22 protein-coding genes are annotated in these 21,245 nt (G+C 56.0%); 12 read left to right on the top strand and 10 right to left on the bottom strand.

What is annotated here, in order from left to right; translation table 11 throughout:
- Nucleotides 1-567 precede the first annotated feature (567 nt).
- Nucleotides 568-1,284 carry an ABC transporter ATP-binding protein gene (locus tag ACRQ84_RS01900; RefSeq protein ID WP_064740622.1) on the top strand — a complete coding sequence of 239 codons (717 nt, stop codon included), beginning with the start codon at nt 568-570 and terminating at the stop codon, nt 1,282-1,284.
- Between the two features lie 224 nt (nt 1,285-1,508).
- Here ACRQ84_RS01900 and bioD read toward each other — a convergent pair whose 3' ends face one another.
- The 4 genes from bioD to bioB are packed head-to-tail and all read right to left on the bottom strand — an operon-like array spanning nt 1,509 to nt 5,099.
- Nucleotides 1,509-2,180, bottom strand: coding sequence for a dethiobiotin synthase (bioD, locus tag ACRQ84_RS01895; RefSeq protein WP_483817031.1), 672 nt, complete (start codon nt 2,178-2,180; stop codon nt 1,509-1,511).
- A complete protein-coding gene (gene bioC / locus ACRQ84_RS01890) occupies nt 2,177-2,932 on the bottom strand; it encodes a malonyl-ACP O-methyltransferase BioC (RefSeq protein ID WP_483817030.1) in 756 nt (251 codons plus the stop codon). Before bioC ends, bioD begins: the two co-directional genes overlap by 4 nt.
- Nucleotides 2,916-4,067: an 8-amino-7-oxononanoate synthase gene (bioF, locus tag ACRQ84_RS01885; protein ID WP_483817029.1), complete on the bottom strand. Its 1,152-nt coding sequence runs from the start codon at nt 4,065-4,067 to the stop codon at nt 2,916-2,918. Before bioF ends, bioC begins: the two co-directional genes overlap by 17 nt.
- Nucleotides 4,068-5,099 (bottom strand): biotin synthase BioB, encoded by a 1,032-nt coding sequence (gene bioB / locus ACRQ84_RS01880; RefSeq protein WP_007890608.1) that lies wholly within the window; start codon nt 5,097-5,099, stop codon nt 4,068-4,070.
- Nucleotides 5,100-5,187: 88 nt separating this feature from the next.
- On the opposite strand from bioB, the gene bioA reads away from it, so the two are divergent.
- Nucleotides 5,188-6,483: an adenosylmethionine--8-amino-7-oxononanoate transaminase gene (gene bioA / locus ACRQ84_RS01875; protein ID WP_483817028.1), complete on the top strand. Its 1,296-nt coding sequence runs from the start codon at nt 5,188-5,190 to the stop codon at nt 6,481-6,483.
- A 29-nt stretch (nt 6,484-6,512) separates the two neighbouring features.
- Nucleotides 6,513-6,989 carry a kinase inhibitor gene (locus ACRQ84_RS01870; protein WP_064740617.1) on the top strand — a complete coding sequence of 159 codons (477 nt, stop codon included), beginning with the start codon at nt 6,513-6,515 and terminating at the stop codon, nt 6,987-6,989.
- Between the two features lie 113 nt (nt 6,990-7,102).
- Here ACRQ84_RS01870 and pgl read toward each other — a convergent pair whose 3' ends face one another.
- Nucleotides 7,103-8,098: a 6-phosphogluconolactonase gene (gene pgl, locus ACRQ84_RS01865; RefSeq protein WP_483817027.1), complete on the bottom strand. Its 996-nt coding sequence runs from the start codon at nt 8,096-8,098 to the stop codon at nt 7,103-7,105.
- Between the two features lie 148 nt (nt 8,099-8,246).
- Between pgl and ACRQ84_RS01860 the strand changes: the two genes are divergently transcribed.
- Complete coding sequence (locus tag ACRQ84_RS01860; protein WP_483817026.1) at nt 8,247-9,065, top strand: pyridoxal phosphatase; 819 nt, start codon at nt 8,247-8,249, stop codon at nt 9,063-9,065.
- Nucleotides 9,066-9,147: 82 nt separating this feature from the next.
- Here ACRQ84_RS01860 and modC read toward each other — a convergent pair whose 3' ends face one another.
- The 4 genes from modC to ACRQ84_RS01840 form a co-directional block, all read right to left on the bottom strand.
- Nucleotides 9,148-10,206, bottom strand: a complete 1,059-nt coding sequence (modC, locus tag ACRQ84_RS01855; protein WP_483817025.1) for a molybdenum ABC transporter ATP-binding protein ModC — start codon at nt 10,204-10,206, stop codon at nt 9,148-9,150.
- A complete protein-coding gene (gene modB, locus ACRQ84_RS01850) occupies nt 10,206-10,898 on the bottom strand; it encodes a molybdate ABC transporter permease subunit (RefSeq protein WP_064740613.1) in 693 nt (230 codons plus the stop codon). Before modB ends, modC begins: the two co-directional genes overlap by 1 nt.
- A complete protein-coding gene (gene modA, locus ACRQ84_RS01845) occupies nt 10,895-11,668 on the bottom strand; it encodes a molybdate ABC transporter substrate-binding protein (RefSeq protein WP_483817024.1) in 774 nt (257 codons plus the stop codon). Before modA ends, modB begins: the two co-directional genes overlap by 4 nt.
- A 127-nt stretch (nt 11,669-11,795) precedes the next feature.
- Nucleotides 11,796-11,954 carry an AcrZ family multidrug efflux pump-associated protein gene (locus ACRQ84_RS01840; RefSeq protein WP_007890616.1) on the bottom strand — a complete coding sequence of 53 codons (159 nt, stop codon included), beginning with the start codon at nt 11,952-11,954 and terminating at the stop codon, nt 11,796-11,798.
- 118 nt (nt 11,955-12,072) lie between these two features.
- On the opposite strand from ACRQ84_RS01840, the gene modE reads away from it, so the two are divergent.
- The 6 genes from modE to gpmA all read left to right on the top strand — a co-directional run bounded on the left by modE (nt 12,073) and on the right by gpmA (nt 18,786).
- The gene (gene modE / locus ACRQ84_RS01835) at nt 12,073-12,855 is read left to right on the top strand and encodes a molybdenum-dependent transcriptional regulator (protein ID WP_064740611.1); all 783 of its coding nucleotides are present in this window, start codon (nt 12,073-12,075) and stop codon (nt 12,853-12,855) included.
- 76 nt (nt 12,856-12,931) lie between these two features.
- Entirely contained in the window at nt 12,932-14,404 is a 1,473-nt protein-coding gene (gene modF, locus ACRQ84_RS01830; protein ID WP_483817866.1) for a molybdate ABC transporter ATP-binding protein ModF, read from the top strand.
- Between the two features lie 258 nt (nt 14,405-14,662).
- Nucleotides 14,663-15,706 carry a galactose-1-phosphate uridylyltransferase gene (gene galT / locus ACRQ84_RS01825; protein ID WP_064740609.1) on the top strand — a complete coding sequence of 348 codons (1,044 nt, stop codon included), beginning with the start codon at nt 14,663-14,665 and terminating at the stop codon, nt 15,704-15,706.
- On the top strand, nt 15,707-16,855 hold the full coding sequence (galK, locus tag ACRQ84_RS01820) for a galactokinase (RefSeq protein ID WP_483817023.1): 1,149 nt from the start codon (nt 15,707-15,709) through the stop codon (nt 16,853-16,855).
- A complete protein-coding gene (gene galM / locus ACRQ84_RS01815) occupies nt 16,849-17,883 on the top strand; it encodes a galactose-1-epimerase (protein ID WP_483817022.1) in 1,035 nt (344 codons plus the stop codon). Before galK ends, galM begins: the two co-directional genes overlap by 7 nt.
- 150 nt (nt 17,884-18,033) lie before the next feature.
- The gene (gene gpmA, locus ACRQ84_RS01810) at nt 18,034-18,786 is read left to right on the top strand and encodes a 2,3-diphosphoglycerate-dependent phosphoglycerate mutase (protein ID WP_064740606.1); all 753 of its coding nucleotides are present in this window, start codon (nt 18,034-18,036) and stop codon (nt 18,784-18,786) included.
- A gap of 62 nt (nt 18,787-18,848) precedes the next feature.
- Here the strand turns inward: gpmA and aroG are convergent, their stop codons facing one another.
- Nucleotides 18,849-19,901 carry a 3-deoxy-7-phosphoheptulonate synthase AroG gene (aroG, locus tag ACRQ84_RS01805; protein ID WP_483817021.1) on the bottom strand — a complete coding sequence of 351 codons (1,053 nt, stop codon included), beginning with the start codon at nt 19,899-19,901 and terminating at the stop codon, nt 18,849-18,851.
- Between the two features lie 296 nt (nt 19,902-20,197).
- Between aroG and ACRQ84_RS01800 the strand changes: the two genes are divergently transcribed.
- Both ACRQ84_RS01800 and ACRQ84_RS01795 read left to right on the top strand, forming a co-directional pair.
- Complete coding sequence (locus ACRQ84_RS01800; RefSeq protein WP_483817020.1) at nt 20,198-20,554, top strand: YbgS-like family protein; 357 nt, start codon at nt 20,198-20,200, stop codon at nt 20,552-20,554.
- A gap of 105 nt (nt 20,555-20,659) precedes the next feature.
- A complete protein-coding gene (locus tag ACRQ84_RS01795) occupies nt 20,660-21,244 on the top strand; it encodes a response regulator (protein ID WP_064740603.1) in 585 nt (194 codons plus the stop codon).
- The last annotated feature ends 1 nt before the right edge of the window (nt 21,245 follow it).

Genomic DNA, 21,245 nt, shown 5'->3' with positions numbered 1-21,245 from the left:
TTAAGGCCGCGAATTTACTCGCTTCCACACGGTTTTCAGTCGCTAATGCACAAGGTTATCCACAGTAATGGTGGATAAGTGGATCGAGCCCCGAGCCCATCGGCTGTGTATAATTTTCTCGCGCCCATCCTTAAGCACGAAAAAAAATTTTTTCGTATTTATTTTTATCTTCCTGCGTGCCGCATTAACCCTTCTTTTGCCTCTTTACGCTCTCTTGCCTGCAGAGAACCCAGGCATTAAGGCCACTTATTTCCGCAGTTAATGCCTTACGAACGATCAAATGCACCAGAAACGTTAAGCCTTCAGCACCGTCAAAGTGCAGCCAATTTATCACCGCTGGCAATTGTTAAGCATTACTCAACTTTTAGCGGCCTATTTGCTTCATTTCAGATTGAGAGATGCCTAAATCCTTAACCTGGCCTGGGAATTGCAATGTTCATCGTATGGAGTGACGAGTCCATATCGGCGTGTGCCGATAACAGCGGTGTCCATCAATCGTGCACGACTGTATGCCAGACGACACAGAGCGGGAGCATTCAGGCTAATAATCTGGAAGGAGTATGTCAGATGCTGAGTTTACGTTCGGTGAATCAGTTTTACGGTCAAAATCACATTCTGTGGGATGTGGATCTCGATCTGCCGCCGGGTACCTGCACCGGCGTGCTGGGCAGCCCCGGCATGGGCAAAACCACCTTGGTGAACTGCATTATGGGGCGTTTGCCGATCAACAGCGGCTCGATGACCTGGCAGGAAGATGGCGCGCCGCCGGAAGATTTGCTGCTGCAACCTGCCGAGCTGCGCGCGCGTACCGGCATAGGTTATGTGCCGCAAGGACGGCATATATTCTCGCAGATGAGCGTGGAAGATAACCTGCTGATTGCCCTGATGGCGGCGCAGGATGATCGGAGCCGCGCCATTCCTGAAATGGTTTTTGACCTGTTTCCAGCGCTCTATTCGTTGCGCCATCAACGCAGCGGCGAGTTGCCGATGGAACAACAGCAACATTTGGCACTGGCACGCGCACTGGTGCTGCAGCCAAAACTGGTGATTCTGGATGAGCCGACGGAAGGGATGTCGCCGTGGCTGGAAGAAGAGATGGGCAACCTGATTCGTCGGTTAAACCGTGAATATGGTTTAACCATTTTGTTGCTTGAGCAGCACGTTTCATTTATCCGCCGCGTCGCCGACTATTTCCTGCTATTGCATCAAGGACGCAATGTGGCACACGGTAAAGTGGCGCAGCTGGATGACATCACCGTCAACAAGTGGCTAACGGCGACGTGATTATCTTAGGTCGCCATGAATGGCGTAATGCTTGTCAGTTAAGAGATGAAATCCTATTACCGAGCGCACATATTGTAGCGGCGCAATTCATTGCGCGATAAATCGCGCCGCTACGGAATGTGCGGTGGTTAGATACGGTGCTTAACTGATCGGCATTACGCCATGAACAGCCCCCTACAAAATGGCTTCAAGCAATGTAGGGTCGCCATTTATGGCGACCTGGGTTATTGCGGTAGTGTCAAATAGCGCCCGCACTCGGCCTGCTGCGCCTCATCAGTAAGATGTGGGATCTCCCCCAGAAACGGCGCTTCAATACGCTGTCGCAGCGTGGCGATATACTCCTGATGGCGTTTGCCGGGTGGCTGGATATCATTGGCTACCCAACCCGCAAGGCGCAATCCGCGCGCTTTCACCGCCTCGGCAGTGAGCATCGCATGGTTGATGCAGCCTAACTTCACGCCCACCACCAGAATCACCGGCAACTGCTCAGCTGCCACCCAATCGGCGTAAGTTTGCGTCTCGGAGAGCGGTGTGAACCAACCGCCTGCGCCTTCAACTAACACCCATTCCGCCTGCTGCTCCAGTGCGCGCAACCCTGCTGACAGTGCCGCAAAGGTGATCGGCCGGCCCTCTTCTGCGCTGATGATATGCGGCGAGGTCGGTTCGAGAAACGCCAGTGGATTGACCTGCTCGTAGCTTAACGTCAGGCTGCTGTAGCGCTGCAACGCCAGCGCGTCGCTGTTGCGGATGCCTTCCGGCGTCATCTCGCAGCCGGATGCCACCGGCTTGTAGCCAGCGGTGCGTAAACCGGCGGCGCGCGCCGCCTGCAGCAGCGCGCCGCTGGCCACGGTTTTGCCCACTTCAGTATCCGTTCCGGTAATAAACCAGCGTGTCATTTGCTTAAAACTCCATACATCAGGTGATAACTCAGGCGATATCCGGCCTCATCCTGCGGCCAGTGCTGCTCAAGCTGCGCTAGCTGGGATCGGGTCAGCACGCTGGCGCCGCGTCCATCGTGCAGATGTGTGGCACCAATCCCTTTCAGGGAGCGCATAGCGCTGAGCGCACTGGGAAAGTGCAGCGTGATAACCTGCTGCTGCGCCGTCATCGGCAGCGTTGCAGTGGCCGCGTGAAACTGCGCGGTACTGAGAAAACGGTTGGCATGCTGGCGACCATCCAGCTGCGCCCACGCGTGATGCACTTCATGCAGCGATCCGTCGAGCAGCGTGGAAAACAGCACCGTGCCACCCGGCCGCGTAACGCGCAAAAACTGCTGTAACGCCGTGTGTAGATCGCTGCTCCATTGCACCGCCAGATTGCTCCACACGCCGTCAACGCTGGCGTCGGGCAGCGGCACTTCATCGATATCGCCCAGCAGATAGTGCTGCGCCGATTGCTGATCGCGCGCAGTTTGCAGCATGTTGGGCGACAAATCGAGCGCCGTCAGAGTACGTCCGCGATCGCGCCAGTAGCGGCTATACCAACCCGTGCCGCAACCGGCATCCAGCAGATGCGGGCCAAAGCTTGCGGGTGCCCGCGCCAGTAACGCATCGCCGCTCAGCCGCTGTAATTGCGCGTGCTGCTCGTAATGCGCCGCCGCGCGACCAAAGGCGTGCGCTACGGCCTGCTTGTTAACCTGCAGCGTCATACAGCGCCTCCAGCAAACGATCAATATCATCGGGGTGATGCGCAGCAGTAAGCGTGATGCGCAGCCGCGCCGTGCCTGGCGGCACGGTCGGCGGACGAATGGCGCTCACCCAACAGCCGGCTTCAGCCAGCCGCTGCGACAACGCCAGCGCCGCACTGTTTTCGCCGACGATGAGCGGTTGGATAGCGCTAGCGGACGCGACCAGCTGCCATGGCAAATCGGCGGCACCGGCGCGGAAACGCGCAATGTGACTGTGCAGCCGCTCGCGTAGCGCATCGCCTTGTTGAATCTGCCGCAGTGCTGCCAGCAGCGCGTAGCACTGCGCCGGAGGCATCGCGGTGGAATAGATCAGATGGCGAGAAAACTGTTCAACATAATCGGCGGTGGCGTCATCACACAGCAGCGCCGCGCCGCTGACGCCAAACCCTTTACCAAAGGTGACGATCAGCAGCTCCGGTTTTACCTGCTGCTGCCAGCAGCTGCCGCGTCCTTGCGCACCGGTCACACCGATGCCGTGCGCATCATCCACCAGCAGCCAGCCGTTGCCGCGCCGCGTCTCCTCAGCAATCGACGTCAGTGGCGCGCTGTCGCCGTCCATGCTGAATACACCTTCGGTCACCACCAGCGTGCCGCCTTCTGACGGCGTGGCCAGCAGTTTCGCCAGACTTTCCGGCTGATTATGAGCAAAGCGACGCAAGCTCGCCGGGCTGTGGCTGGCGGCATCCAGCAGTGAAGCGTGCGCCAGCTTATCGGCAAAGATGCGATCCTGCTTTTCCGCCAGCAGATGAATCACCGCCTGATTGGCGGCAAATCCCGAAATGAACAGCAGCGCGCGCGAATAGCCAAGCCAGTCTGCTAATTCCGCTTCAAGCTGCGCATGATGACGGCTGTAACCGGTGACATGACCGGATGCACCCGCCCCTGCGCCCGTCTCGGCCGCGCCCTGCTGCCACGCGGCGATCACCGCCGGATGCTGACTGAGTCCGAGATAGTCATTGCTGGAGAAATGGCGATAACGCTGACCGTCGAGCGTAATTTCCCGCACGTTGTTGTGCTCGATGGGACGCCGCAGACGCCAGCCATCAGCAGCACGCCGCGCCGTCAGCGCCTGATCAATACGTTGTGTCCAGCCCATTTACACAGCCGCGTTGTAGAACTGCTCGGTATCGGCGTGCAGCAGCTGCTCGCTGAGCTGATATTGCTGCTCGTTGTCACCCGCGGTGGTCGCGGTATGTTCCGGATTGAGCCCCAGCTTGCGGAATAGAATCAGATCTTTATCCTCTTCCGGATTTGGCGTGGTGAGCAGTTTGCAGCCGTAGAAAATCGAGTTAGCCCCGGCCATAAAGCACATCGCCTGGGTTTGCTCGCTCATTTGCTCGCGACCGGCTGAAAGGCGCACGTGTGATGATGGCATCATGATGCGCGCCACCGCGATGGTGCGGATAAAGTCGAACGGTTCAACGTCATCGTTATCGGCCAGCGGTGTGCCTTTGACCTTCACCAGCATGTTGATCGGTACGCTTTCAGGCGGCGTCGGCAAATTGGCCAACTGCACCAGTAAGCCCGCGCGATCTTTCACGGTTTCACCCAGGCCAACGATGCCGCCCGAACAGACTTTAATGCCCGCGCCGCGCACTTTATCCAGCGTATCCAGACGTTCCTGATAGCTGCGCGTGGTGATGATGTTGCCGTAGAATTCTGGTGAGGTATCAAGGTTGTGGTTGTAGAAATCGAGCCCGGCTTCGGCAAGGCGCTGCGCCTGGCTGCCGTCCAGCGTGCCAAGCGTCATGCAGGTCTCCATGCCCATCGCTTTTACGCCCTGCACCATCTGCTGAAGGTAGGGCATGTCGCGTTCGTGCGGGTTTTTCCATGCAGCGCCCATGCAGAAACGGCTCGATCCCGCCGCTTTGGCTTTGCGCGCCGATTCCAGTACCGCATCCACCTCCATCAGACGCTCGGATTCCAGACCGGTCTTATAACGCGCGCTCTGCGGACAGTATTTGCAGTCTTCCGGGCAGGCGCCAGTTTTGATCGATAGCAGCGTGCTGACCTGCACCTGGCGCGGATCGAAATGTTGACGATGCACTTGCTGCGCTTCAAACATCAACTCAAGGAAAGGTTTATCGAAAAGTGCCTGAGCTTGTGTCAGTGTCCAGCGGTTTGCCATTGCTTACTCCAGAAAAAGGGGGTTCATCCCGACGATTAACGTGGTTATACTTGTAAACTAAATCTTTTTAAAATGGTTTACAACTCACATGTTCACTCAGGACGACCTCAATTTTGACCGCCAGCATATCTGGCATCCCTACACGTCGATGCGCGATCCCCTGCCCTGTTATCCGGTTGTGGCGGCGCACGGCTGCCAGCTGCAGTTGGCTGATGGACGTGAACTGGTGGATGGCATGTCGTCGTGGTGGGCGGCGATTCACGGCTATAACCATCCGCGCCTCAATCAGGCGCTGCAGCAGCAAATGACGCAGATGTCGCATGTGATGTTTGGCGGCATTACCCATCCGGCGGCGGTGGAGCTGAGCCGCCAGCTGGTTGCCATCACGCCTGACGCGTTGGAGTGCGTGTTCCTTGCCGATTCAGGTTCCATCGCCGTTGAAGTGTCGATGAAGATGGCACTGCAATACTGGCTGGGACGCAACCAAACGCGACAGAAATTTCTCACGCTGAAGCGCGGTTATCATGGCGATACCTTTGCCGCTATGTCGGTGTGCGATCCGGAAAACTCAATGCACAGCCTGTGGCGCGGCTATCTGCCAGAACATCTGTTCGCCAACGCGCCGCAATGCGCCTTTGATGATGAGTGGAACGAGGCGGATTTTGCTGATTTCGCGCAGTTGGCAGAAACTCACCATCGTGAGATTGCGGCAGTGATTCTGGAGCCGATCGTGCAAGGCGCAGGCGGGATGCGTTTCTACCATCCGCGCTATCTGCAACAGGTGCGTGCGCTGTGCGACCGCTACGGTTTGCTGCTGATTGCCGATGAGATCGCCACCGGCTTTGGCCGCAGCGGCAAGCTGTTTGCCTGCGAACATGCTGGCATCACGCCGGACATTCTCTGCCTGGGGAAAGCGCTGACCGGCGGAACCATGACGCTCTCCGCCACGCTAACCACACGAGAAGTCGCCGATACCATCAGCCGCAGCGCGGCAGGCTGCTTTATGCATGGGCCCACCTTTATGGGCAATCCGCTGGCCTGCGCGGTGGCGGTGGAAAGTCTGGCGCTGATCGCTGAAGACGGCTGGACAACCCAGGTGCCGACCATTGAACGGCAATTACGCGCCGAACTGCTACCGTTGCGTAGCCATCATGCGGTGGCCGATGCACGCGTGCTGGGCGCGATTGGCGTGATCGAAACGCATCAGGCGGTGAACATGGCCGCGCTGCAGCAGTTCTTCGTCGAGCGCGGCGTATGGATTCGTCCGTTTGGCCGATTGATCTACCTGATGCCACCTTACCTGATTTCTGCCGCTGAACTGACGAAACTGACGCAAGCGGTCAGTGCGGCACTGGATGTTGCCGCGCATTTCCACCATGATTGACGGCACTGCACAACCAAAAAGGAGAGATCATGCGCGTATTTAGCCAGGATTTTAACGATGGCGATAAGATGCCAGAACGACACGTTTTCAACGGCATGGGTTACCAGGGCGACAATTTGTCACCGCATCTGGCGTGGGATGATGTGCCAGCAGGCACCAAAAGCTTTGTGGTCACCTGCTACGATCCCGACGCACCCACCGGTTCCGGCTGGTGGCATTGGGTAGTCGCGAACATTCCGGCCGAGGTGACCGTGTTGCCGCAAGGTGCCGGTTCCGGCGTGGCGGAACTGCCGGAGAGCGCCATCCAGACGCGCACCGATTTTGGCCAAACTGGCTATGGCGGCGCGGCCCCACCGCAGGGTGAATCGCATCGCTACATCTTTACCGTGCATGCGCTGGATACGGACAAAATTGAGGTGGATGAAGGCGCGAGCGGCGCGATGGTTGGTTTTAACGTGCATTTCCATGCGCTGGCGAGTGCGTCGATGACGGTGAAGTACGCATAACAGTGCAGAACCGTAGCGGCGCAATTTATTGCGCATTGTCGTAACGGACAAATAGCGCGATGAATCGCGCCGCTACGGTAAATGCCTGCCGGTGAACCGGGCAGGCATTTTATTTATCCCAATTGGTGAATCACCACCCACATTGGGCCTTGTCCTACCGCATAACGCGCCAGCGGATTGAGCAGGCCGCGCTCCTCAATCTTATACACTTCGATATGGTGCGATTTCTGTCCCGCCGCCACCAGATATTGACCGCTGTGATCGATGTTAAAACCGCGCGGCTGCGTTTCGGTCGGCTGGAAACCTTCAATCGCCAGTACGGATCCATCTTCACTGATGCTAAACACCGTAATGGTGCTGCTGGTACGGTCACAGGCGTAAAGGAAACGGCCATCCGGCGTGATATGGATGTCAGCCGCCCAACGCGTGTCACTAAAATCTTTTGGCATCATGTCGAGGCTCTGCACGCGCTCAACCTGACCGTGCACGTTGTTCAGCGCCCAGACATCCACGGTGCTATCTAGCTCGTTCACTACGTAGCCATAGGCGCCGTTCGGGTGGAAGGCCATGTGACGCGGACCCGCACCTTCAACGGTGGTGACCTGCGCTTGTTCACGCGGCGCCAGCGTTCCATCTGCATTCAGCTGATACAGGCAGATGCGATCCTGTTTCAGTGCCGGTACAAACAGCGTTTGGTTGTTCAGATCGATATTCGCTGAGTGACAACCCTCCAATCCGCTAATTACCTGACTCGGTGCCTGCGGCAAGCCATCGCTGCCAATTGGGCTAATACTGACGCAGGCATCGTTGTACGAGCCGCAGAACAGATAGTTACCCTGACGATCGGTGGAAATGTGCGTTGGGCTGCCCGGTAACGGCGCTTCACCGGCGAGGCTCAGCGTACCGTCGGCCGCAATGCGGAACGCCAGCACGCGAAAATTCGGACGAACACCTACATAGAGGAAATCTTTCTTCGGGCTCACCACCATCGGCTGCACCTGGCCGGCAACATCCGTTACCTGCAATAACGTCAGTGCGCCATCTTCCTGCAACTGCCAGGCATGAATCTGCTGGCTCTCGGGACTGGCGGTATACACGACTTGTTTCATGCGTTTTCCTTATTCGCTGCCTGATGAAAGGGATAACTGTAGCGCGTTTCATTTTGTCGCGCTGGATTCATTTGTGCCCTGTTTTTTGTCTCAGGGCCGCTGCCGGGTGTAGACTCAATGCTTTGCCAACTCCCGGACGGAAAGTGTAATGAGCTACCGCGTAATCGCCCTTGACCTCGACGGCACCCTGCTGACCCCGAATAAAACCATTTTGCCTGAATCCATCGAAGCGCTGGCCCGCGCGCAACAGGCGGGCGTGAAAGTGTTGATCGTCACCGGTCGCCATCACTGCGCCATCCACCCTTTTTATCAGGCACTGAATCTCGATACCCCCGCCATCTGCTGTAACGGCACCTATTTGTATGATTATCCAGCGAAAAAGGTGCTGGCCGCCGATCCACTTGATAAAAACCAAGCCGCGCGTGTGATTGAGATGCTGGATGAAGAGAACATCCACGGTCTGCTGTATGTCGATGATGCGATGCTGTATCAGACGCCAACCGGCCATGTAACGCGAACGCTCAACTGGGCGCAGTCGCTGCCAGAAGCGCAGCGTCCGCTGTTTCTGCAGGTGCCAAGTCTGGCGCAGGCCGCGCGTAAAGCCACATCAATTTGGAAGTTCGCCTTGTCGCATCCGGATACGCGCGCGCTGCAGCAGTTTGCCGAACGCACCGAAGCCGAATTGGGTTTGGCCTGTGAATGGTCGTGGCACGATCAGGTCGATATTGCCAAAGGTGGCAACAGCAAAGGCAAGCGCCTGGCGCAATGGGTGGAAAGTCAGGGCTTCAGCATGCAAGACGTGCTGGCGTTTGGCGATAACTACAACGATCTCAGCATGCTGGAACAGGTGGGATTGGGCGTGGCGATGGGCAATGCCGACGACGCCATCAAAGCGCGCGCCAAAAAGGTGATTGGCACCAATCTGGAGCCGGGCATCGCCGACGTGATTTATCAGGAAGTGCTGTAATATCAAAAAGGTGCGCATAAATGCGCACCCTACAAAACCGGTATAACGCATTGTAGGGTCGCTATTCATGGCGACCTGTTGCTCACGCCGCTATCGACACACTCTTAATCTGCGCATACAGCCACTGATCGGGCCGGATGCCCAGCTCATCCCGCGCCCACGGCGAGATGCGCGCCCACAATTCGCTTATCCCAATACGCAGCTTCACTTCCACCTGATCGTCAATCTCCAGCAGCTCAACCACCTGCGCCGGTAAAATATTGCGTATCGAGGTGTTGTGCGGCGGCTGCAATGCCAGCGACACATCCGCCGAGGCGATACGAATGCGCAGCGGGGTTTTCAGCGGCTGATTCACCCGACTGACCCAAATATGCTGATCGCCGAGCGACAGCGCGGTCATCGGGTAATCCGGATGCTGCTCTAACACCTGCACGCGCAGCACGCTGGTACGCTCGGCAAGCGGCAACCACGGACGCATCGCCGAACTGCTCCACACCTTCTCCAGCGCACCAAAGGCTTTCACCTGGCCCGCATCCAGAACCAGCACGTTATCCGCCAGCTGCAGGATTTCGTCGAGGCTGTGCGACACGTAAAGAATCGGAATATCAACCTGCTTCGCCAGCTTTTGCAGATAGGGCATCAGTTCACGTTTACGCGGCAGATCAAGCGACGCCAGCGGTTCGTCCATCAGCAGAATATCGGGCGCAGTCAGCAAGGCGCGGCCAATCGCCACGCGCTGTTTTTCACCGCCCGACAGCGATGCCGGATAGCGCGTTAACAGCGATTCAAGGCCGAGCAGCGCCACCAGCGCGTTGAACTGTGACTTCATCGACGGTGCCATGCCGTATTGCAGATTGCCGCGTACACGATAGTGCGGGAACAGCCGCGCATCCTGAAACACGTAGCCGATGCGACGCTTTTCCGGCGGTAAATTCACGCGCGATGCTGAATCAAACAGCAAACGATCGTTCAGTTCAATACTCCCGCTTTGCGGCTGCGTTAAGCCACCAATCGCGTTAATCAACGAGGTCTTTCCCGCACCCGATACGCCAAAAATGGCGGTGATGCCGCTAGCGGGAATATTGACGTTGACGTCGAGTCGATGATCACCCAACTGCTGAGAAAGTTGCAGATTTAACATTACGCCGCTCCCAGCCGCTTGCGGCCCCAGCGCGCCAGCAGCTCAGAAGCCACCAGCGACATCAGCGCCAGCGCAATTGCCACCGCACACAGTCGCGCAGCGGTGCCTTCGGCGCCTGGCGTTTCGATCAAGGTAAACATCGCCGACGGAATGGTGCGTGTCTCACCGGGAATGTTGGAAACAAAAGTGATGGTGGCGCCAAATTCGCCCAGCGAACGGGCAAAGGCCAAAACCGTACCGACAATGATGCCAGGCAAGGTGAGCGGCAGGGTAATGGTGAAAAACACGCGCCAGCGACCCGCACCAAGCGTGCGAGCGGCCTGCTCAAGTTTGGTATCAACCGCCTCCAGCGCGAGCCGAATCGCTCGCACCATTAGCGGAAACGCCATTACCGCCGAAGCGATCACCGCGCCGCGCCAGCTAAAGGCAAACGTGAAGCCGAACCAGTCATACAGCCTTTCGCCGATGAAACCGCGGCGGCCTAAAGCGATCAGCAACAGATAACCGACCACCACCGGCGGCAGCACCAGCGGCAGGTGGACGATACTATCGAGCAAGGTTTTGCCTGGAAACCGGCAGCGCGCCAGAATCCAGGCCATCATGATGCCAAACGGCAAGCTGCACAGCACCGCTACACAGGACACTTTCAGGCTGAGAAACACGGCCTGCCATTCGGGATCGCTCAATATCATTTCTTCGGCGTAAATCCATACTGTTTAAACACGGCAGCGGCATCCGGCCCCTGCAAATAGTTATAGAAGGCGGTTACCGTTGCGTTCTGATGTTCTTTGACGATCGCCATCGGATATTCCACCGGCTTGTGGCTCTCTTCCGGGAAACGTCCGACTACCTGCACTTTTTGGCTGGCAACCGCGTCTGAACCATACACGATGCCGTACGGCGTTTCATTGCGTTCAACCAGCGCCAGCGCAGCACGTACATTGTTAGCGGGTGCCAGCTGCGAAGATAAAGCGTCCCACGCGCCGAGTTTTTGTAATGCTTCTTTGGCATAAATCCCGGCCGGTACGTGATCGGGATCGCCCACCGCCAGTCGCTCACCTTTCAGCAGGCTTCTCCAGTCGGTTTTACTATCAATGGTCACCGCTTTGGCGGCATCGCTTTTCGGGGCGATCAGCACTAAGTCATTGCCAAGCAGCGTATAGCGCGTGTTGGTCACCACGCTGTTTTTTGCCACTACATCGTCCATCCACTGCTGGTCGGCAGAGATGAACAGATCGGCAGGCGCGCCCTGATCAATCTGGCGCGCTAACACTGATGAAGAGGCAAATGAAGAGACCACTTCAACGCCCGTTTTCTTCTGGTACTGCGTAGCGATCTCCTGCAACGCAGTAGTCAGTGACGCAGCAGCGAACACGGTGATTTTTTCCGCAGCAACCGCTTGACCGGCCAGAGAAAGAGTCAGTGCAGTGACAGCAGCCCAGCGGTAATGATTTTTTTGCATTTGTTGCTCCTTGTTACGTTATATATTTGATAATACAACGTCGGCACAAATGCGTCATGAGATAGTTATCGGCAGGATTTTACGGAAGTTAATAACAAAACGCCCGCAGGGTGCGGGCGTGGGGAAATCAGTGTTGCGAGCTGTTGGCGGGACGATCGTCGCGGCGGCCAAATTTAGAGATGACGTTGAAAACTTCACCCAGGCCGTAAATCAGACCGAGCATAATCGCCATCACAATCGGCACCATGATGATAGCCACAGCCAGGCTTTTTAACAGTTCCAGCATGGAAACCTCACGCAGAAAATAAAAAAGTGATTGTAACGGTTAGCGAAAAAAACGCACTGCCCTTTTCGTGCTTTTACTTTTAAGCAGTAAACTGAGCGGATTAACCTAAGGAGCTGACATGCAGGCAGAACTTTCTCTCCATATTCGTCTTCAGCAAAAACTGTTTGCCGATCCGCGCCGCATCGAATTATTGAAACGCGTGCAGCAAACCGGCTCGATCAGCCAGGGCGCGAAATTGGCGGGCATCAGCTACAAAAGTGCCTGGGACGCGATCAATGAGATGAATCAACTGGCCGATCAAACACTGGTGGATCGCGCGACCGGCGGCAAAGGCGGCGGCGGTGCACAACTTACACGCTATGGCGAACGACTGATTCAGCTTTTCCAACTGATGGAACAGATTCAGCAGAAAGCCTTTGATGCGTTGCAAAACGACAGTTTGCCGCTCGACAGCCTGCTGGCAGCGATTGCGCGTTTCTCGCTACAAACCAGTGCGCGCAATCAGCTGTTTGGCACGGTGCTGGCCAGCGACCATCAACAGGTTCAGCAACACATTGAGGTACTGCTCGCCGACGGCACCACGCGTTTGCAGGTGGCGATCACCGAGCGCAGCGCCGAACGTTTGCAGCTCGACAGCGGTAAAGAGGTGCTGGTGCTGATTAAAGCGCCGTGGATTCACATCAGTCACTCCGCAGACAGCAGCGATAACCAGCTGGCCGCGCAGATTAGTGCCATCGAACCCGGCGAGCAGGTCAGCGAAGTATTGATGGCGTTGCCGAGCGGCGAAACGCTGTGTGCTACCGTCACCAATGACGCAGTGAAGCAGCAGAATCTGCAGGTTGGCGCCCATGTCACCGCCAGTTTTAATGCCGAACATGCCATCATTGCCACGCTGCTCTGAAATCCGCGCCATGATTTGACTTCGTCTGCATCACTGGCTAAAACTGAGCGACACGATGCATAAAACGGAATAGATGATGTCTTCATTGCAAATTTCGCAAGGCACGTTTCACCTTAGCGACACCCGAGCCCTATCACTCAAAGATTTAACCCTCAACAGCGGCGAAAGCTGGGCTTTTGTCGGCGCCAATGGCAGCGGCAAATCGTCGCTGGCGCGCGCGCTCTCCGGCGAACTGCTGCCCGGTAAAGGCAGCGTGCAGCAGAATTTTCAGCGCCGTACGCGCCTGTCGCTGGAGCAGCTCCAGAAGCTGGTCAGCGATGAATGGGAACGCAATAACACCGACCTGCTCAGTGAAGGCGAAGACGATACCGGTCGCACTGCGGCGCAAATCATTCAGGACGAAGTGAAAGATGAGGCGCGCTGTCAGGCACTGGCGCAGCAGTTTGGTATCACTAATCTACTCGATCGCCGCTTCAAATATCTTTCTACCGGCGAGACGCGCAAAACGCTGCTGTGTCAGGCGCTGATGGCGCAGCCAGATCTGCTGATTCTCGATGAGCCTTTTGATGGACTGGATGTGGGGTCGCGCGCCAGCCTGGCAAACACCCTCAACAATTTGCACCGCAACGGTTACAGCGTGGTGCTGGTGCTCAATCGCTTTGACGATATTCCTGATTTTGTTGAAAAAGTCGGCGTATTAGCCGAATGCACGCTAACGCACGTTGGCGAGCGCCGCGCGATATTGGCCGAAGCGCTGGTGGCGCAGCTGGCACACAGTGAAAAACTCGCAGGCATGGCACTGCCGGAAGCGGATCAACCCGATCAATTGCCGCAGCTGGCTGAAGATGCGCCGCGGGTGATTCTGCGTAACGGCGTGGTGTCATACAACGATGTCGCGGTGATTAATGGCCTGAACTGGCAGGTCAATCCCGGTGAACACTGGCAGATTGTTGGGCCGAATGGCGCGGGTAAATCCACCTTGCTTAGTTTAGTGACCGGCGATCATCCGCAAGGTTACAGCAACGATTTGACGCTGTTTGGCATCCGCCGTGGCAGCGGTGAAACCATCTGGGACATCAAGCAGCATATCGGCTATGTCAGCAGCAGCCTGCACCTTGATTATCGCGTCAGCTGCAATGTGCGCACCGTGGTGCTCTCCGGCTTCTTCGATTCAATTGGCTTATATCAGGCGGTGTCGGACCGGCAGAAAGCGTTGGCGCTTCAGTGGCTGGCGCTGCTTGGTATGGACAATCAGTTGGCGGATGCGCCGTTCCACAGTTTGTCGTGGGGCCAGCAGCGGCTGGTGCTGATTGCGCGTGCGCTGGTGAAACATCCGACGCTGCTGATTCTCGATGAACCGCTGCAAGGACTGGATCCCATTAACCGCCAGCTGGTGCGCCGTTTTGTCGATGTGCTGATCGGCGAAGGCCGCACGCAACTGCTGTTTGTGTCGCATCACGCTGAAGACGCCCCGCAGTGCATCTCCCACCGCCTGAGTTTTGTTGCGCAGGAACACGGTTACGGTTTCCTGCAAGAAACACTGCGTTAATGAGTGGTCGCCATAAATGGCGACCTTACAAATCTCTGCGTATTCATGCGCACCAACCCTGAAATGACGCTTCGATGTAACCGCTACCATTTCATTGCCTGGTATTTCAACAAATGCACGCGATAACCCCACAAAATGAGAATCGTCACCTTGTGTAAACGATACCATTTATCCAGACTGGATCACGCTTTCCCGCTGGTCTTTGTGCTACTTTGATCAAAATCATTTTTATCTGTTTGCTGTTTACCAGGACTCATCATGGAAAAATTTAATCCGGTCGATCATCCGCATCGCCGCTATAACCCATTGATCGATCAATGGGTACTGGTTTCACCCCACCGCGCTAAACGTCCGTGGCAAGGTGCGCAGGAAACGCCGGCGCTGGAACAACTGCCCGCGCACGATCCGGACTGTTTCCTCTGTGCGGGAAACACCCGCATTACCGGTGACAAAAATCCAAACTATAAAAGCACTTACGTGTTCACCAACGATTTTGCCGCGCTGATGACCAACACGCCAGATGCACCGCAGAGCGACGATGTGCTGATGCGCTGCGAAAGCGCGCGTGGCACCAGCCGGGTGATCTGTTTCTCGCCGGATCACAGCAAAACGCTGCCAGAACTGCCGCTAAGCGGGCTGGAAGATATTGTGCGCACCTGGCAGGAACAGACCGCCGATCTCGGTCAGCATTATCCGTGGGTGCAAGTGTTTGAAAATAAAGGTGCAGCGATGGGCTGCTCCAATCCGCATCCGCACGGCCAGATTTGGGCCAACAGCTTCCTGCCGAATGAAGCGCAGAAAGAAGATGACCATCAGCGTCGTTATTTTGCTGAGAAAGGGTCGCCGATGCTGGTCGATTACGCTGCACGTGAGCTGAATGATGGCAGCCGCACGGTGGTGGAAACTGAACACTGGCTGGCCGTGGTGCCGTGGTGGGCGGCGTGGCCGTTTGAAACGCTGCTGTTGCCAAAAGCCCATGTGAAACGCATCACCGATCTCACGGAGCCGCAGCGCACCGATCTGGCGCTGGCGCTGAAGCAGTTGACCAGCCGCTACGACAACCTGTTCCAGTGCTCATTCCCCTATTCAATGGGTTGGCACGGCGCGCCGTTCAACGGCGAAGCCAACGATCACTGGCAGCTGCATGCCCACTTCTACCCGCCGCTGCTGCGTTCAGCCACGGTACGCAAATTTATGGTTGGCTATGAAATGCTGGCCGAAACCCAACGTGATTTAACGGCAGAACAGGCGGCTGAACGTCTGCGTTCTGTCAGCGATATCCATTTCCGCGAGGCGCAATAAATGTCATTAAAATCCATTACTCAACAGGTTTTCGCTGACACCTTTGGCTATCAGCCTACGCATAGCATTCAGGCGCCGGGCCGCGTCAATCTGATCGGCGAACACACCGACTACAACGATGGCTTCGTGCTGCCGTGCGCCATCGATTATCAAACTGTGATTGCCTGCGCCAAACGCGACGATCGCCAGGTGCGCGTGATTGCCGTCGATTACGACAATCAGCAGGACAGTTTCTCGCTCGATGCGCCGATTGAGCCGTTAAAAGAGCCAATGTGGGCCAACTACGTGCGCGGCGTGGTGAAACACCTGCAGAAACGCGATGCCAGCTTGGGCGGCGTCGATATGGTGATCAGCGGCAATGTGCCACAAGGTGCGGGGCTGAGTTCATCAGCCTCACTGGAAGTGGCGGTTGGGACCGTATTCCAGCAGCTGTATGCATTGAAACTGGACGGCGCAGCAATTGCGGTGAACGGCCAGGAAGCGGAAAACCAGTTTGTCGGCTGCAACTGCGGCATCATGGATCAGCTGATTTCCGCGCTGGGCCAGCCGGATCACGCCATGCTGCTGGATTGCCGCACGCTCGGCACGCGCGCAGTATCAATGCCAGAAGATGTTGCGGTGGTGATCATCAACTCCAACTTCAAGCGCAGCCTGGTGGGCAGCGAATACAATACGCGTCGCGAACAGTGTGAAACCGGCGCGCGCTTCTTCAATAAACCGGCGCTGCGCGATGTTACGCTGGAAGAATTTGAAGCCTCTGCCGGTGAGCTGGATGCATTAGTGGCAAAACGCGTCCGTCATGTGATTACCGAGAATGCGCGCACGCTGGAAGCAGCAGAGGCGTTAAGCGCAGGCGATCTGAAACGTATGGGCGAATTGATGGCCGAATCGCACGCCTCAATGCGTGATGATTTTGAAATCACCGTGCCGCAAATTGACCAGCTGGTTGAGATTGTGAAAGCGGAAATCGGCCCGCGCGGCGGCGTGCGCATGACCGGCGGCGGCTTCGGTGGCTGCATCGTGGCGCTGATGCCGACCGATCTGGTTGATGACGTGAAAGCCGTTGTCGCCGAAAAATATGAAGCGCAAACCGGCATTAAAGAGACGTTCTACGTGTGCAAAGCCTCTGCAGGAGCCGGCCAATGGTAAGTGATGTCAATTCCCACGCGCCAGACGGGCAACCGTGGCGTATCACCGTGTTGCGCAATCGCAACGGCATGGTCGCCACCTTTATGGATTGGGGCGCAACCTGGCTTTCCGCGCGCGTACCGATGCAGGATCACAGCGTGCGTGAAGCGCTACTCGGCTGCGCGACACCATCAGATTATCTGCATCAGGATGCCTATCTTGGCGCCACCATTGGCCGCTACGCTAATCGTATTGCCTCGGCAGAACTCAAGCCGCTCAATTTGCTGCTGGCCGCTAACCAGGGCGCGCATCAGCTGCACGGCGGACCGGAAGGGTTTGATAAACGTCGCTGGCAGATTCTCAGTCAGAGCGAAACCGAGGTGCATTATCGCCTCGATTCACCGGATGGCGATCAGGGTTATCCCGGCAATTTGATTGCCGATGTCATCTATCAACTTGATGATGATAATTGCCTGTCGATTCGCTACGAAGCGAAAACCGATAAGCCTTGCCCGGTCAATCTGACCAACCATGCTTACTTTAATCTTGATGCGCATCATGGTGATGCGCGCCAGCATCGCTTACAACTGCACGCCGATCATTACTTGCCGGTGGATAGCGAAGGTATTCCGAATGCGCCGCTGAAAGCGGTGGCGGGAAACAGTTTTGATTTCCGCCAGCCGAAGCGCGTGGCCGACGAATTCCTCGCCGATGACGATCAAAAAGCGGTGAAAGGCTACGATCATGCCTTTTTACTTAACACCGCCGGTGACAGCAGCCAACCTGCTGCCCATTTGTGGTCAGCCGATGGCAAGCTTGAGCTGAGCGTGTTTACTGCCGCCCCGGCGCTGCAGTTCTACACCGGCAACTATCTGGCGGGAACACGCGCCCGTGAGCAGGACAGCTATACTGCTTTCCAGGGCATCGCTCTGGAGAGCGAATTTTTACCGGATTCGCCCAACCATGCAGAGTGGCCACAGCCCGATTGCTGGCTGCAACCCGGCGACAGCTGGCAGTCCGTGACGCGTTATCGCTTCACGCCGCACTGAGCCACCGGATGAAAAACGCGCACTGCGCTGCCGACAGGCTTACGCAGTGCGATGTTTTCCGCTATGGTATGGCGCTATTAGTGAGCCGCTTCTCAGTGGCCGCAGCCGGTTTCAATACTAATCGTAAATCGAGCATTAAGGAGTAAAGCTATGGCCGTAACTAAGCTGGTACTGGTGCGACACGGCGAAAGCCAGTGGAACCAGGAAAACCGCTTCACCGGATGGTACGACGTTGACCTGTCTGACAAAGGTCGCACTGAAGCCAAAGCAGCCGGTCAGCTGCTGAAGAAAGAAGGTTTCGTGTTTGATTTCGCTTACACCTCAGTGCTGAAGCGCGCTATCCACACCCTGTGGAACGTGCTGGATGAGCTGGATCAGGCATGGCTGCCGGTTGAGAAAACCTGGCGTCTGAACGAGCGTCATTACGGTGCGCTGCAAGGTCTGGATAAAGCTGAAACCGCCGCCAAATACGGTGACGAGCAAGTTAAACAATGGCGTCGTGGCTTTGCCATCACCCCACCAGAACTGGATCGCGCTGATGAGCGTTTCCCAGGCCACGATCCGCGTTATGCGTCACTGACTGATGCGCAGCTGCCAACCACTGAAAGCCTGGCGCTGACCATCGAACGCGTGATCCCATACTGGAACGAAAGCATTCTGCCGCGCATTAAGAGCGGTGAAAAAGTGATCGTTGCTGCGCACGGTAACTCCCTGCGTGCGCTGGTTAAATACCTCGATAACCTGAGCGAAGACGAGATCCTTGAGCTGAACATCCCAACTGGCGTGCCGTTGGTGTATGAGTTTGATGAGAACTTCAAGCCGATTAAACGTTACTATCTGGGCGATGCTGACGAGATTGCTGCGAAAGCAGCAGCTGTAGCAAACCAGGGTAAAGCGAAGTAAGCGACCGCTGAAACGCAAAAAGGCCAGACGCAAGTCTGGCCTTTTTTTATTGCGGTAACGGCTTAGTCGCGACGCTGTTTGACCGCCTGAGCCAGCTGACGCAACGCTTTCTCGGTGTCTTCCCAGCCAATACACGCATCGGTAACGCTCTGGCCGTACACCAGCGATTTGCCGCTTTCGAGGCTCTGATTCCCTTCCACCAGATGGCTTTCGATCATCACGCCGGTAATCGCCTGCTCGCCACCGGCAATTTGCTGTGCCACGTCATCCGCAACCACCATCTGACGCTGGAACTGCTTGATGCTGTTAGCGTGGCTAAAGTCGATCATCACCTGTGGACGCAGACCTGCTTTCTCCAGACCGGTTTTCACCGCCGCCACGTGTTCGGCGCTGTAGTTCGGCTCTTTGCCGCCGCGCAGAATGATGTGGCAATCTTCGTTACCGCTGGTTTCAACAATCGCCGAATGACCATATTTGGTGACAGAGAGGAAGCAGTGTGGCGCGCTGGCCGCACCGATCGCGTCAATCGCCACTTTAATGGTGCCGTCGGTGCCGTTTTTGAAACCTACCGGACAAGAGAGGCCAGAAGAGAGTTCGCGATGCACTTGCGATTCAGTAGTACGCGCGCCAATCGCGCCCCAACTCATCAGGTCGGCCATATATTGTGGCGTGATCATATCGAGGAACTCACCCGCCGCAGGCAAACCGATATCGTTGATATCCACCAGCAGTTTACGCGCCAGACGCAGGCCGTCGTTAATCTGGAAACTGCCATCCATAAAGGGATCGTTAATCAGCCCTTTCCACCCTACGGTGGTGCGCGGTTTTTCAAAATAAACACGCATTACCACTTCCAGATCGTCTTTCAGCTCATCACGCAGTTTCAGCAGGCGATTCGCATACTCTTTCGCCGCTTCGGTGTCGTGAATCGAGCAAGGGCCGATCACCACCAGCAGACGATCGTCTTCGCCATGCAGAATGCGGTGAATTGCCTGACGTGACTGCGCGACGGTTTCGGCAGCTTTATCGGTAGCGGGAAATTTTTCAAGCAGGGCAACAGGAGGAAGTAACTCTTTGATCTCTCTGATGCGTAAGTCATCGTTCTGGTAATCCATACACTATTCCATTCAAATTTCTGGCCCAGCGTCCGCCGGGCGCAACCTGCCCACTTTAGCCCTTCGCGCCACAGGTGTAAATTCCACAACGCGGTTAAAATGTACATCTCAAATTTGCATTTATATATCCATGCACTAAGCTTTTTAAATGTAAGCACTAAGGAATGACGTGTTTGCAAAATTTAATATTTGAGCGAAGCGTATAAGGTGGATTTTATTCCATCGCGGCACGCTATTTTCGTCACTTAACACCAGTGCGTGTTTGACGGCAACTATCCATTAATTACTGGAGCATAATGATGAATAAGTTTGCAATTATCTTTCTGACGGCAGCGATGACTTTAGGTAGCGGTGCAGCGATGGCTGCTGATAACAACGGCGCGGCGAATGCTTCTGCGGAAGCAGGTGCTGCAGCGGGTGGTGCAAAAGAGAACCTGCCACCCAATAAAGTTGATAACAGCCAAATTAATAACACCGGCACCAATACCAATAGCGCGGCCACGTCTGGCACAGATTCAGGTAATATGTCCGCCAACCAGGTGCACAAAAACAGCATGTGTAAAGACGGCAAATGCCCGGATATGAATAAAAAAGTCGACACCAAAGAGGGTGGCGGCCACGTGAAACATAAAACAGACGGCACCTCACAATAATCGTGCCGTCAGTTTTAAATAAGGGAGAGCTTCGGCTCTCCCTTTTATTTTGCCCCCCGCCCTTTTCCGCTATGCTGAAGCAATGAAATTCACAGGAACCGTTTCATGGCTTCATTGCTGCTTATTGATGATCATCCGTTAGTTGAAGTCGCACTGGAAGCGGCTTGCGTTAACGCTCCCATCCCTTTGAAAATTCTCGCCGCTGGCGATGAAGCACAGGCGCGCCAACTGCTTCAGCAACACGCTATCGATTTGATTGTGCTGGATATCGGCTTACCCGATTGTGACGGGCTGGAGCTGTTACGCCGTTTGCGCGTGCGCCATCAACAATGTCCGGTACTGATCTATTCCGCGCAGCAGAGCCGCCACACCTTGCTCAGCGCGGTATCCCTTGGCGCGGCGGGTTACGTGGTGAAGAGTCAAAGCATGATGCAACTGCTGAGTGCGATTCTGGCGGTACTCGGTGGCCAGCAGGCGTTTCCGCCACTACCAGAACGTATCGAATTGCCGTTGACCGAGAAGGAACAGCAGATTGTGGCATTGCTGGTGCGCGGTTTATCGAATTTACAGATTGGCGAGCAGCTGCACATCAGCAATAAAACCGTGAGCACGCATAAGAAGAACATTCTGGAGAAAACCGGCGTGCAATCGGTAGTTGAACTGGCTGAACTGTGGAAAGCGCAGCAGTGAG

This window comes from Pantoea sp. E2023-21, from assembly GCF_051302795.1.
GTDB lineage: Bacteria > Pseudomonadota > Gammaproteobacteria > Enterobacterales > Enterobacteriaceae > Pantoea > Pantoea ludwigii_A.
Note: the sequence above shows the minus strand (reverse complement) of the source record. Positions and strands in the feature narration are given on the sequence as shown.

Excerpts from the sequence above, each read along its gene's own strand:
- galT (WP_064740609.1), top strand. The coding sequence starts at position 14,663 with ATGGAAAAATTTAATCCGGTCGATCATCCGCATCGCCGCTATAACCCA.
- bioA (WP_483817028.1), top strand. The coding sequence starts at position 5,188 with ATGTTCACTCAGGACGACCTCAATTTTGACCGCCAGCATATCTGGCAT.
- ACRQ84_RS01870 (WP_064740617.1), top strand. The coding sequence starts at position 6,513 with ATGCGCGTATTTAGCCAGGATTTTAACGATGGCGATAAGATGCCAGAA.
- galM (WP_483817022.1), top strand. The coding sequence starts at position 16,849 with ATGGTAAGTGATGTCAATTCCCACGCGCCAGACGGGCAACCGTGGCGT.
- bioB (WP_007890608.1), bottom strand. The coding sequence starts at position 5,099 with ATGGCAAACCGCTGGACACTGACACAAGCTCAGGCACTTTTCGATAAA.
- modB (WP_064740613.1), bottom strand. The coding sequence starts at position 10,898 with ATGATATTGAGCGATCCCGAATGGCAGGCCGTGTTTCTCAGCCTGAAA.
- bioD (WP_483817031.1), bottom strand. The coding sequence starts at position 2,180 with ATGACACGCTGGTTTATTACCGGAACGGATACTGAAGTGGGCAAAACC.
- ACRQ84_RS01795 (WP_064740603.1), top strand. The coding sequence starts at position 20,660 with ATGGCTTCATTGCTGCTTATTGATGATCATCCGTTAGTTGAAGTCGCA.
- modC (WP_483817025.1), bottom strand. The coding sequence starts at position 10,206 with ATGTTAAATCTGCAACTTTCTCAGCAGTTGGGTGATCATCGACTCGAC.
- ACRQ84_RS01800 (WP_483817020.1), top strand. The coding sequence starts at position 20,198 with ATGATGAATAAGTTTGCAATTATCTTTCTGACGGCAGCGATGACTTTA.
- gpmA (WP_064740606.1), top strand. The coding sequence starts at position 18,034 with ATGGCCGTAACTAAGCTGGTACTGGTGCGACACGGCGAAAGCCAGTGG.
- ACRQ84_RS01900 (WP_064740622.1), top strand. The coding sequence starts at position 568 with ATGCTGAGTTTACGTTCGGTGAATCAGTTTTACGGTCAAAATCACATT.
- bioF (WP_483817029.1), bottom strand. The coding sequence starts at position 4,067 with ATGGGCTGGACACAACGTATTGATCAGGCGCTGACGGCGCGGCGTGCT.
- galK (WP_483817023.1), top strand. The coding sequence starts at position 15,707 with ATGTCATTAAAATCCATTACTCAACAGGTTTTCGCTGACACCTTTGGC.
- modE (WP_064740611.1), top strand. The coding sequence starts at position 12,073 with ATGCAGGCAGAACTTTCTCTCCATATTCGTCTTCAGCAAAAACTGTTT.
- ACRQ84_RS01860 (WP_483817026.1), top strand. The coding sequence starts at position 8,247 with ATGAGCTACCGCGTAATCGCCCTTGACCTCGACGGCACCCTGCTGACC.
- pgl (WP_483817027.1), bottom strand. The coding sequence starts at position 8,098 with ATGAAACAAGTCGTGTATACCGCCAGTCCCGAGAGCCAGCAGATTCAT.
- modA (WP_483817024.1), bottom strand. The coding sequence starts at position 11,668 with ATGCAAAAAAATCATTACCGCTGGGCTGCTGTCACTGCACTGACTCTT.
- modF (WP_483817866.1), top strand. The coding sequence starts at position 12,932 with ATGTCTTCATTGCAAATTTCGCAAGGCACGTTTCACCTTAGCGACACC.
- bioC (WP_483817030.1), bottom strand. The coding sequence starts at position 2,932 with ATGACGCTGCAGGTTAACAAGCAGGCCGTAGCGCACGCCTTTGGTCGC.
- ACRQ84_RS01840 (WP_007890616.1), bottom strand. The coding sequence starts at position 11,954 with ATGCTGGAACTGTTAAAAAGCCTGGCTGTGGCTATCATCATGGTGCCG.
- aroG (WP_483817021.1), bottom strand. The coding sequence starts at position 19,901 with ATGGATTACCAGAACGATGACTTACGCATCAGAGAGATCAAAGAGTTA.